The sequence below is a fragment of the Pluralibacter sp. genome (genome assembly GCF_019237635.1).
Lineage (GTDB): Bacteria > Pseudomonadota > Gammaproteobacteria > Enterobacterales > Enterobacteriaceae > Enterobacter_B.
Genome location: NZ_JAFAGS010000145.1, coordinates 37,186 through 47,406 on the forward strand (window position 1 = coordinate 37,186; position 10,221 = coordinate 47,406).

A 10,221-nucleotide genomic window follows, 5' to 3' on the forward strand; every position below is an offset into this window, starting at 1 on the left:
ATGTGCGGATCCATCGCCGCACCGGGGCGCCATGGTAGCCCAAAACGACAACAATACACAAAACCGGGAGGGGGTGATGTCGAAGACAGCGAAAGTTTTGCTGCTGTATACCCATCCGGAATCACAGGACTCGGTAGCTAACCGGGTTTTGCTCAAGCCGGCGCTGCAATTAAAAAATGTGACCGTACACGACCTGTACGCACACTATCCCGATTTTTTTATCGATATCCCGCATGAACAGGCGTTGTTGCGCGAGCATGACGTTATCGTATTCCAGCACCCGCTTTACACCTATAGCTGTCCGTCGCTGCTTAAAGAGTGGCTTGATCGGGTATTAAGCCGCGGTTTTGCCAGCGGAACCGGAGGGAATCAACTGGCGGGAAAGTACTGGCGTAGCGTCATCACTACTGGCGAGCCAGAGGCGGCGTACCGCTACGATGGCCTCAACCGTTATCCAATGAGCGATATTCTGCGCCCGTTCGAGCTGACGGCTGCGATGTGCCGTATGCACTGGATGACGCCCATTATCATTTACTGGGCTCGCCGTCAGCCCCCGGAAGAGCTGGCAAGCCATGCAAAGGCGTATGGCGAATGGCTGGCGTCCCCCATTGCGCCGGGAGGCCGATAATGGAAGGTACAGGTCTTCTGCTGGCGGGCGTGCTGTTTTTGTTCGCCGCCGTTGTCGCGGTGCCGCTGGCGGCGCGTATCGGTCTTGGCGCTGTGCTGGGATATCTGCTCGCCGGGATTGCTATCGGCCCCTGGGGGCTTGGGTTTATCAGCGATGTGGATGAAATTCTGCACTTCTCTGAGCTTGGCGTGGTGTTCCTGATGTTTATCATCGGGCTTGAGCTGAACCCGTCAAAGCTATGGCAACTGCGCCGTTCTATCTTCGGTATTGGCGTACTACAGGTTGCCTTGAGCGCCGCTATTCTCGGTGGTCTGCTCATGCTCACGAATTTTTCCTGGCAGGCGGCGGTGATCGGAGGGATTGGCCTGGCGATGTCGTCAACGGCGATGGCGCTGCAACTGATGCGTGAAAAGGGGATGAACCGCAGCGAAGCCGGGCAGCTCGGCTTCTCCGTGCTGCTGTTCCAGGACCTGGCGGTGATCCCAGCGTTGGCGCTGGTGCCCCTGTTGGCCGGGAGCGGCGATGAACATCCGGACTGGTTGACCCTGGGGCTTAAGGTGCTGGCGTTCGCCGGTATGCTGATTGGCGGTCGCTATTTGCTGCGTCCTGTCTTCCGCTTTATTGCCGGTTCCGGCGTCAGGGAGGTGTTTACCGCCGCAACCCTGCTGCTGGTGTTGGGCTCGGCGCTGTTCATGGATGCGCTGGGGCTGTCGATGGCGCTGGGCACGTTTATCGCGGGCGTTCTGCTGGCGGAAAGCGAGTACCGCCATGAGCTGGAAATCGCTATTGAGCCCTTCAAAGGGCTGTTGCTGGGGCTGTTTTTCATCTCGGTCGGCATGGCGTTAAATCTGGGCGTGTTGTATCGCCACCTGTTGCTGGTGGTCGGCGGCGTTGTGGTGCTGGTGGTGGTTAAAACGCTGGTGCTGTACGTGCTGGCGCGCGTTTATGGCCTGAGAAGTTCCGAGCGTATGCAGTTTGCCGGGGTGCTGAGCCAGGGCGGCGAGTTCGCCTTTGTGCTGTTCTCTACCGCGTCGTCGCAGCGGCTGTTCCAGCACGATCAGATGGCGCTGCTGCTGGTGACCGTGACGCTCTCGATGGTGACGACGCCGTTGCTGGTGAAGGCGATTGATGCGCTGCTGGCCCGTCGCTTAAACGGCCCGGAAGAAGAAGGCGAAACTCCGTGGGTGGAAAATGATAAACCGCAGGTCATTATTGTCGGCTTCGGACGCTTCGGCCAGGTAATAGGCCGCTTGTTGATGGCGAACAAGATGCGTATTACCGTGCTGGAACGCGACATCAGCGCGGTCAACCTGATGCGTAAGTACGGGTATAAGGTGTATTACGGCGATGCGACGCAACTGGAGTTGTTGCGCTCCGCGGGAGCGGAACAGGCGCAGTCAATCGTGATAACCTGCAATGAGCCGGAAGATACCATGAAGCTGGTGGAACTCTGTCAGCAGCATTTTCCCCACCTGCATATTCTGGCGCGCGCCCGCGGGCGCGTGGAAGCGCATGAGCTGCTGCAGGCGGGCGTAAGGCAATTTTCCCGCGAGACGTTTTCCAGCGCGCTGGAACTTGGACGCAAGGCGTTGATTACGCTGGGCGTGCATCCCCATCAGGCCCATCGCGCGCAGATGCACTTTCGTCGTCTGGATATGCGGATGCTGCGCGAGCTGATGCCGGTGCACAGCGATATGCAGCAAATCTCCCGCGTGCGGGAAGCCCGGCGCGAGCTGGAAGAGATTTTTCATCGGGAAATGCAGCAGGAACGTCGCCAGCCTGACGGCTGGGATGAATTTGAATAAGAAGGTGAGTGATGGCGGTACGTAAACGTTTTATCGCCGGTGCAAAATGCCCGGCCTGCCAGGCGCAGGATTCACTGGCTATGTGGCGTGAGAACAATGTTGATATTGTTGAATGCGTTAAGTGTGGCCACCAGATGCGCGAGGCGGATAAAGAAGCCCGCGAGCACGTTCGCAAAGATGAACAAGTCATTGGCATTTTCCATCCGGACTAGCGATCTCCTCCGCCTTTTTTTAAGCTAAGGGGTACACGGCTGCAGAATTCCGCTACAATCTGCGCCACTATTCTTCCCATGATCAGGAGATATCATGAAAGTAGCAAAAGACCTGGTGGTCAGCCTGGCCTATCAGGTACGTACAGAAGACGGTGTGTTGGTTGATGAGTCTCCGGTGAGTGCGCCGCTGGACTACCTGCATGGTCACGGTTCCCTGATCTCTGGCCTGGAAAATGCGCTGGACGGTCACGAAGCTGGCGATAAGTTTGACGTTGAAGTTGGCGCGAATGACGCCTACGGTCAGTATGATGAAAACCTGGTGCAGCGCGTACCGAAAGACGTCTTTATGGGCGTTGACGAACTGCAGGTGGGTATGCGTTTCCTGGCGGAAACTGACCAGGGTCCGGTACCGGTTGAAATCACGGAAGTTGAAGATGACCACGTGGTCGTTGATGGCAACCACATGCTGGCTGGCCAGAACCTGAAATTCCACGTAGAAGTGGTGGCAATTCGTGAAGCAACGGCGGAAGAACTGGCTCATGGCCACGTTCACGGCGCGCACGACCATCACCACGATCACGACCACGACGGTTGCTGCGGCGGCCATGGCCACAGCCATGATCATGACCACGAGCACGGTAAAGGTGGTTGCGGCGGAAACGGCGGCTGCGGTTGCCACTGATTTCGCCTTCAGGCACAAAAAAAGCGGGGAAACCCGCTTTTTTTACGTCTCAATAGTGCGGCGGCGGCGTTTCCTCGGACTGCGAAGCAATCTGCGAGGGCTGTGTCGCCTTCAATTTTTCCGCCATCAGGCGAATATGGTCACGCAGCTTCGACATCTCCATCTCGTGTGCCGTGACGGTTCGGTTGAGATCTTCAATGGTGATTTCCTGAAAGGCCAGGCGGCTTTCCAGTTCAGCCAGACGCGTTTCCAGTGCGGTATCGTTCATCTTTCACCCCTTTTCCCAATTCGGTGGCGGATTCTACTTAACTTTGCCGCGGCACGCAGCTATATCTGTGTGAAGAGGAAACTAATTTACACAAAAAGAGTCTGAAAAGATCTGATATTCAGTAGCGTTCGTGTGTAGATTTCTTCTACAACGTTTTATAGTACGCTTCTCATGTACGTTAACCCTGGGGTGAGATGCCCCGGCCCTGGAGAAATGGATGAAATCACTGTTTAAAGTAACGCTTCTGGCAACTACGATGGCCGTTGCGCTGAATGCACCGCTGACTTTTGCCGCCGATGCGGCCGCAGCAAAAGCGGCGCCGGCTGCCGACAGCAAAGCAGCATTCAAAAATGACGACCAGAAATCAGCCTACGCACTGGGCGCTTCGCTGGGTCGTTACATGGAAAACTCCATGAAAGAGCAGGAAAAACTGGGCATCAAACTGGATAAAGCGCAGCTGATCGCCGGTGTTCAGGATGCTTTTGCTGATAAGAGCAAACTCTCTGACCAGGAGATCGAGCAGACTCTGCAGGCCTTTGAGACTCGCGTGAAGACTGCGGCTCAGGAGAAAATGGAAAAAGACGCTGCGGATAACGAAGCGAAAGGCAAAGTCTTCCGTGACGCCTTCGCCAAAGAGAAGGGTGTGAAAACCTCTTCCACCGGTCTGCTGTACAAAGTAGAGAAAGAAGGGACTGGCGATGCGCCGAAAGACAGCGACACTGTCGTCGTCAACTACAAAGGGACACTTACCGACGGTAAAGAGTTCGATAACTCCTATACCCGCGGCGAACCGCTCTCTTTCCGTCTTGATGGCGTTATCCCGGGCTGGACTGAAGGCCTGAAGAACGTTAAGAAAGGCGGCAAAATCAAGATGGTCATCCCACCGGATCTGGCCTACGGCAAAACGGGTGTTCCGGGTATCCCGGCTAACTCCACGCTGGTTTTCGATGTAGAGCTGCTGGATATCAAACCGGCGCCGAAAGCTGACGCGAAACCAGATGCTGCCGCAGATGCTAAAGATGCCACTGACGCGAAAGCGGCTGATAGCAGCAAAAAATAAGGCTAAGAAAGCCGCCGCCGGAAATGGCGGCGGCTTTTTTTATTTGGGGCGATATAATTAACACTGGAAAGCGCATTACGCGCTGTATTACTTTAGATGCCTCAATAATTAATGAGCCTGCCCTGACAACCTAATGACAGGCTCCTGAAAAGGAGTGCTTTTTTTCATGTCCAGGTCGCTTTTAACCAACGAAACCAGCGAACTTGATTTGCTGGATCAACGTCCTTTCGACCAAACCGATTTCGATATTCTTAAATCGTATGAAGCGGTGGTGGACGGGTTAGCGATGCTCATTGGCTCTCATTGCGAAATCGTGCTGCATTCCTTGCAGGATCTTAAATGTTCCGCCATTCGTATCGCTAACGGTGAGCATACCGGCCGTAAAATTGGGTCGCCGATTACCGATCTCGCGCTGCGCATGCTGCACGATATGACTGGTGCGGATAGCAGCGTTTCCAAATGCTATTTCACTCGCGCCAAAAGCGGCGTATTGATGAAGTCGGTGACGATTGCGATTCGTAATCGCGATCACCGGGTTATCGGCCTGCTGTGCATCAACATGAACCTCGATGTTCCGTTCTCGCAAATCATGAGCACCTTTATTCCGCCGGAAACCCCGGAAGTGAACTCCCAGGTCAACTTCGCCTCGTCCGTTGAAGACCTGGTAACCCAAACGCTGGAGTTCACCATCGAAGAGGTCAATGCCGATCGAAACGTTTCCAATAACGCTAAAAACCGTCAGATCGTCCTGAACCTTTATGAGAAAGGGATCTTTGATATTAAAGACGCGATTAACCAGGTCGCCGACCGTCTGAATATCTCGAAGCACACGGTTTATCTCTATATTCGCCAGTTCAAGAGCGGTGATTTCCAGGGGCAGGACAAGTAATGCGCTTTGCCCTGATGGTGACGGGCCCGGCCTACGGTACACAGCAGGCCAGCAGCGCCTGGCAGTTTGCCCGCGCGCTACTGGCGGAAGGTCATGAGCTCATCAGCGTCTTCTTCTACCGAGAAGGGGTGTATAACGCCAACCAGCTTACGTCGCCTGCCAGCGATGAGTTTGACCTCGTGCGCGCCTGGCAGTCCCTGCACCAGGAGCACGGGGTGGCGTTGCATATCTGCGTGGCGGCGGCGCTTCGGCGCGGGGTTGTGGATGAAACCGAGGCCGGACAACTGGGGCTGGCGACGTTCAACCTGCAGCCGGGATTTACGCTTAGCGGTCTCGGGGCGTTGGCCGAGGCGTCATTAACCTGCGATCGCATGGTGCAATTCTGATGAAACGTGTCGCCATTGTTTTTATGAGCGCGCCGCATGGTTCGAGCGCGGGCAGGGAAGGGCTGGATGCGCTGCTGGCGACGTCCGCGTTAACGGAAGATATCGGCGTCTTTTTTGTCGGTGACGGCGTGTTTCAATTGCTCAAAGATCAGCAACCTGCCGGGATCCTCGCCCGTGACTATATCGCCACCTTTAAGCTGCTGCCCCTTTACGATATTGAAAACTGCTGGCTGTGCGCCACCTCCTGGCGGGAGCGCGGATTGCCCGATGACCTGCCGCGTGTGGTTGACGTGCAGATGCTGGAGCCGGATGCTCTGCGCCAGCGTCTTGATGACTATGATGTGATTTTGCGATTCTGAGGCCGACATGCTGCATACGCTCAGCGATTCCCCCTGGCAAAATGATCTTGTTGCGAAACTCCGCCTCGTTAAAGAGGGCGACGCGCTGCTGCTGCTGTCAGATGGTGTCGCCGCCGCCGTGGAGGGGAACCGCTTCCTTGATATTCTTCTCGCTGCCCCCATAACCTTATATGCCTTGCTGGAAGACGTTGAAGCCCGTGGGCTTTCCGGTCAAATTTCGAGCAGCGTCGTCAGGGTTGGCTATACTGATTTCGTCAGACTTGCGGTTCAGCATCCGGCGCATCTGGCCTGGTAATGGCAGGATCGTTGTATATTTCTTGACACCCTTTCGGCATGGCCCTAAAATTTCGCGTCCTCATATTATATGAGGCGATTTATTACGTGTTTACGAAGCAAAAGCTAAAACCAGGAGCTATTTAATGGCAACAGTTAACCAGCTGGTTCGCAAACCACGTGCTCGCAAAGTTGCTAAAAGCAACGTGCCGGCACTGGAAGCCTGCCCGCAGAAACGTGGCGTATGTACTCGCGTATATACTACCACTCCTAAGAAACCGAACTCCGCACTGCGTAAAGTTTGCCGTGTGCGTCTGACTAACGGTTTCGAAGTCACCTCCTATATCGGTGGTGAAGGTCACAACCTGCAGGAGCACTCCGTGATCCTGATCCGTGGCGGTCGTGTTAAAGACCTCCCGGGTGTTCGTTACCACACCGTTCGTGGTGCGCTTGACTGCTCCGGCGTTAAAGACCGTAAGCAATCTCGCTCCAAGTATGGCGTGAAGCGTCCTAAGGCTTAATGGTTCTCCGTTAAGTAAGGCCAAACGTTTTATATTAATGTCAAACTAAACTCGTAGAGTTTTGGACAATCCTGAATTAACAACGGAGTATTTCCATGCCACGTCGTCGCGTCATTGGTCAGCGTAAAATTCTGCCGGATCCGAAGTTCGGATCAGAACTGCTGGCTAAATTTGTCAATATCCTGATGGTAGATGGTAAAAAATCTACTGCAGAATCAATCGTATACAGTGCTCTTGAGACCCTGGCTCAGCGCTCTGGTAAAAATGAACTGGAAGCATTCGAAGTTGCGCTCGAAAACGTGCGCCCGACTGTCGAAGTTAAGTCCCGCCGTGTAGGTGGTTCTACTTATCAGGTTCCAGTTGAAGTCCGTCCGGTTCGTCGTAATGCTCTGGCAATGCGTTGGATCGTTGAAGCTGCTCGTAAACGCGGTGATAAATCCATGGCTCTGCGCCTGGCGAACGAACTCTCTGACGCTGCAGACAACAAAGGTACTGCAGTGAAGAAACGTGAAGACGTTCACCGTATGGCCGAAGCCAACAAGGCGTTCGCTCACTACCGTTGGTAATCCCTTCGGAGTCATAGTCACCAGGCGGGCGCTTCAGAGAAGTCGCCCGCTCTGGGTAACTTAACTGAACGCCTAAAGAAATAAACGAGGAATCAAATGGCTCGTACAACACCCATCGCACGTTACCGTAACATCGGTATCAGTGCGCACATCGACGCCGGTAAAACCACTACTACCGAACGTATTCTGTTCTACACCGGTGTAAACCACAAAATCGGTGAAGTTCATGACGGCGCCGCTACCATGGACTGGATGGAGCAGGAGCAGGAGCGTGGTATTACCATCACCTCCGCAGCGACTACTGCATTCTGGTCTGGTATGGCTAAACAGTATGAACCGCACCGCGTAAACATCATCGACACCCCGGGGCACGTTGACTTCACTATCGAAGTAGAACGTTCCATGCGTGTGCTTGATGGTGCGGTAATGGTTTACTGCGCAGTTGGTGGTGTTCAGCCGCAGTCTGAAACCGTATGGCGTCAGGCTAACAAATATAAAGTTCCGCGCATCGCGTTCGTTAACAAAATGGACCGCATGGGCGCTAACTTCCTGAAAGTTGTTGGTCAGATCAAGACCCGTCTGGGCGCGAACCCGGTTCCGCTGCAGCTGGCAATTGGTGCTGAAGAAGGTTTCACCGGTGTTGTTGACCTGGTGAAAATGAAAGCCATCAACTGGAACGATGCAGACCAGGGCGTTACCTTCGAATACGAAGATATCCCGGCAGAAATGCAGGACCTGGCTGACGAATGGCACCAGAACCTGATCGAATCCGCAGCGGAAGCTTCTGAAGAGCTGATGGAAAAATACCTGGGTGGTGAAGAACTGACTGAAGAAGAGATCAAAAAAGCTCTGCGTCAGCGTGTTCTGAACAACGAAATCATCCTGGTAACCTGTGGTTCTGCGTTCAAGAACAAAGGTGTTCAGGCGATGCTGGATGCGGTAGTTGACTACCTGCCATCCCCGGTAGACGTTCCTGCGATCAACGGTATCCTGGACGACGGTAAAGATACTCCGGCTGAGCGTCACGCAAGCGACGAAGAGCCGTTCTCTGCGCTGGCGTTCAAAATCGCTACCGACCCGTTCGTGGGTAACCTGACCTTCTTCCGCGTGTACTCCGGTGTGGTTAACTCTGGTGATACCGTACTGAACTCCGTGAAAGCTGCACGTGAGCGTTTCGGTCGTATCGTTCAGATGCACGCTAACAAACGTGAAGAGATCAAAGAAGTTCGCGCTGGCGACATCGCTGCTGCTATCGGTCTGAAAGACGTGACCACCGGTGACACCCTGTGTGACCAGGATCACCCGATCATTCTGGAGCGTATGGAATTCCCGGAGCCGGTAATCTCCATCGCAGTAGAACCGAAAACCAAAGCTGACCAGGAAAAAATGGGTCTGGCTCTGGGCCGTCTGGCTAAAGAAGACCCGTCTTTCCGCGTATGGACTGACGAAGAATCTAACCAGACCATCATCGCTGGTATGGGTGAACTGCACCTCGACATCATCGTTGACCGTATGAAGCGTGAATTCAACGTTGAAGCGAACGTCGGCAAACCTCAGGTTGCTTACCGTGAAGCGATTCGCGCGAAAGTTACCGATGTTGAAGGTAAGCACGCCAAGCAGTCTGGTGGTCGTGGTCAGTACGGTCACGTTGTGATCGACATGTACCCGCTGGAGCCGGGCTCTAACCCGAAAGGTTACGAGTTCATCAACGACATCAAAGGTGGTGTAATTCCTGGCGAATACATCCCGGCCGTTGATAAAGGCATCCAGGAGCAGCTAAAAGCGGGTCCGCTGGCGGGTTACCCGGTAGTTGATCTCGGCGTGCGTCTGCACTTCGGTTCTTACCATGACGTTGACTCCTCTGAGCTGGCGTTTAAACTGGCAGCTTCTATCGCCTTTAAAGAAGGCTTTAAGAAAGCAAAACCTGTTCTGCTTGAGCCGATCATGAAGGTTGAAGTAGAAACGCCGGAAGAGAACACTGGTGACGTTATCGGTGACCTTAGCCGTCGTCGTGGTATGCTGCGCGGTCAGGAAACTGAAGTGACTGGCGTTAAGATCCACGCTGAAGTACCGCTGTCTGAAATGTTCGGATACGCAACTCAGCTGCGTTCTCTGACCAAAGGTCGTGCATCATACACCATGGAATTCCTGAAGTATGATGATGCGCCGAACAACGTTGCTCAGGCCGTTATTGAAGCCCGTGGTAAATAAGCCGCAGGGTTAAAACCAAAGTCCCGTGCTCTCTCCTGAAGGGGAGAGCACTATAGTAAGGAATATAGCCGTGTCTAAAGAAAAATTTGAACGTACAAAACCGCACGTCAACGTCGGCACTATCGGCCACGTTGACCATGGTAAAACTACCCTGACCGCTGCAATCACTACCGTTCTGGCTAAAACCTACGGTGGTTCTGCTCGTGCATTCGACCAGATCGATAACGCGCCGGAAGAAAAAGCTCGTGGTATCACCATCAACACCTCTCACGTTGAATATGACACCCCGACTCGCCACTACGCGCACGTAGACTGCCCGGGCCACGCCGACTATGTTAAAAACATGATCACCGGTGCTGCG

The 10,221-nt window shown here is 54.1% G+C and carries 14 protein-coding genes; 13 read left to right on the forward strand and 1 reads right to left on the reverse strand.

Going from position 1 to position 10,221, the window contains the following annotated elements; translation table 11 throughout:
* Positions 1-76 precede the first annotated feature (76 nt).
* The 4 genes from kefG to slyD all read left to right on the forward strand — a co-directional run bounded on the left by kefG (position 77) and on the right by slyD (position 3,327).
* Positions 77-628 carry a glutathione-regulated potassium-efflux system ancillary protein KefG gene (gene kefG, locus JO226_RS16740; RefSeq protein WP_293606892.1) on the forward strand — a complete coding sequence of 184 codons (552 nt, stop codon included), beginning with the start codon at positions 77-79 and terminating at the stop codon, positions 626-628.
* A complete protein-coding gene (kefB, locus tag JO226_RS16745) occupies positions 628-2,433 on the forward strand; it encodes a glutathione-regulated potassium-efflux system protein KefB (RefSeq protein WP_293606893.1) in 1,806 nt (601 codons plus the stop codon). The genes kefG and kefB overlap by 1 nt, the downstream gene beginning before the upstream one ends.
* Positions 2,434-2,444: 11 nt before the next feature.
* Positions 2,445-2,645: a YheV family putative zinc ribbon protein gene (locus tag JO226_RS16750; protein WP_013364433.1), complete on the forward strand. Its 201-nt coding sequence runs from the start codon at positions 2,445-2,447 to the stop codon at positions 2,643-2,645.
* Between the two features lie 94 nt (positions 2,646-2,739).
* On the forward strand, positions 2,740-3,327 hold the full coding sequence (gene slyD / locus JO226_RS16755) for a peptidylprolyl isomerase (RefSeq protein WP_293606894.1): 588 nt from the start codon (positions 2,740-2,742) through the stop codon (positions 3,325-3,327).
* Between the two features lie 49 nt (positions 3,328-3,376).
* On the opposite strand, the gene JO226_RS16760 is transcribed toward slyD, so the two are convergent.
* A complete protein-coding gene (locus tag JO226_RS16760) occupies positions 3,377-3,595 on the reverse strand; it encodes a protein SlyX (protein WP_293606895.1) in 219 nt (72 codons plus the stop codon).
* 217 nt (positions 3,596-3,812) lie between these two features.
* Here JO226_RS16760 and fkpA point away from each other — a divergent pair, with 217 nt between their 5' ends.
* The 9 genes from fkpA to JO226_RS16805 all read left to right on the forward strand — a co-directional run.
* Positions 3,813-4,655 (forward strand): FKBP-type peptidyl-prolyl cis-trans isomerase, encoded by an 843-nt coding sequence (gene fkpA / locus JO226_RS16765; RefSeq protein ID WP_293606896.1) that lies wholly within the window; start codon positions 3,813-3,815, stop codon positions 4,653-4,655.
* 166 nt (positions 4,656-4,821) lie between these two features.
* Positions 4,822-5,544: a transcriptional regulator gene (locus JO226_RS16770; RefSeq protein WP_013364437.1), complete on the forward strand. Its 723-nt coding sequence runs from the start codon at positions 4,822-4,824 to the stop codon at positions 5,542-5,544.
* Positions 5,544-5,930 carry a sulfurtransferase complex subunit TusD gene (gene tusD / locus JO226_RS16775; protein ID WP_293606897.1) on the forward strand — a complete coding sequence of 129 codons (387 nt, stop codon included), beginning with the start codon at positions 5,544-5,546 and terminating at the stop codon, positions 5,928-5,930. Before JO226_RS16770 ends, tusD begins: the two co-directional genes overlap by 1 nt.
* Complete coding sequence (gene tusC / locus JO226_RS16780; RefSeq protein WP_293606898.1) at positions 5,930-6,289, forward strand: sulfurtransferase complex subunit TusC; 360 nt, start codon at positions 5,930-5,932, stop codon at positions 6,287-6,289. Before tusD ends, tusC begins: the two co-directional genes overlap by 1 nt.
* A 7-nt stretch (positions 6,290-6,296) precedes the next feature.
* On the forward strand, positions 6,297-6,584 hold the full coding sequence (gene tusB / locus JO226_RS16785; protein WP_293606899.1) for a sulfurtransferase complex subunit TusB: 288 nt from the start codon (positions 6,297-6,299) through the stop codon (positions 6,582-6,584).
* A gap of 124 nt (positions 6,585-6,708) precedes the next feature.
* The gene (rpsL, locus tag JO226_RS16790; RefSeq protein ID WP_003023654.1) at positions 6,709-7,083 is read left to right on the forward strand and encodes a 30S ribosomal protein S12; all 375 of its coding nucleotides are present in this window, start codon (positions 6,709-6,711) and stop codon (positions 7,081-7,083) included.
* A 95-nt stretch (positions 7,084-7,178) separates the two neighbouring features.
* Entirely contained in the window at positions 7,179-7,649 is a 471-nt protein-coding gene (rpsG, locus tag JO226_RS16795) for a 30S ribosomal protein S7 (protein WP_035894363.1), read from the forward strand.
* A 96-nt stretch (positions 7,650-7,745) separates the two neighbouring features.
* Positions 7,746-9,860, forward strand: coding sequence for an elongation factor G (fusA, locus tag JO226_RS16800; protein ID WP_293606900.1), 2,115 nt, complete (start codon positions 7,746-7,748; stop codon positions 9,858-9,860).
* Positions 9,861-9,930: 70 nt separating this feature from the next.
* Positions 9,931-10,221: GTP-binding protein (locus tag JO226_RS16805; RefSeq protein ID WP_038878821.1), on the forward strand; the 291-nt coding region annotated here is incomplete at its 3' end.

Coding starts and splice junctions, on each gene's coding strand:
- kefG (WP_293606892.1), top strand. CDS start 77: ATGTCGAAGACAGCGAAAGTTTTGCTGCTGTATACCCATCCGGAATCA.
- kefB (WP_293606893.1), top strand. CDS start 628: ATGGAAGGTACAGGTCTTCTGCTGGCGGGCGTGCTGTTTTTGTTCGCC.
- JO226_RS16750 (WP_013364433.1), top strand. CDS start 2,445: ATGGCGGTACGTAAACGTTTTATCGCCGGTGCAAAATGCCCGGCCTGC.
- slyD (WP_293606894.1), top strand. CDS start 2,740: ATGAAAGTAGCAAAAGACCTGGTGGTCAGCCTGGCCTATCAGGTACGT.
- JO226_RS16760 (WP_293606895.1), bottom strand. CDS start 3,595: ATGAACGATACCGCACTGGAAACGCGTCTGGCTGAACTGGAAAGCCGC.
- fkpA (WP_293606896.1), top strand. CDS start 3,813: ATGAAATCACTGTTTAAAGTAACGCTTCTGGCAACTACGATGGCCGTT.
- JO226_RS16770 (WP_013364437.1), top strand. CDS start 4,822: ATGTCCAGGTCGCTTTTAACCAACGAAACCAGCGAACTTGATTTGCTG.
- tusD (WP_293606897.1), top strand. CDS start 5,544: ATGCGCTTTGCCCTGATGGTGACGGGCCCGGCCTACGGTACACAGCAG.
- tusC (WP_293606898.1), top strand. CDS start 5,930: ATGAAACGTGTCGCCATTGTTTTTATGAGCGCGCCGCATGGTTCGAGC.
- tusB (WP_293606899.1), top strand. CDS start 6,297: ATGCTGCATACGCTCAGCGATTCCCCCTGGCAAAATGATCTTGTTGCG.
- rpsL (WP_003023654.1), top strand. CDS start 6,709: ATGGCAACAGTTAACCAGCTGGTTCGCAAACCACGTGCTCGCAAAGTT.
- rpsG (WP_035894363.1), top strand. CDS start 7,179: ATGCCACGTCGTCGCGTCATTGGTCAGCGTAAAATTCTGCCGGATCCG.
- fusA (WP_293606900.1), top strand. CDS start 7,746: ATGGCTCGTACAACACCCATCGCACGTTACCGTAACATCGGTATCAGT.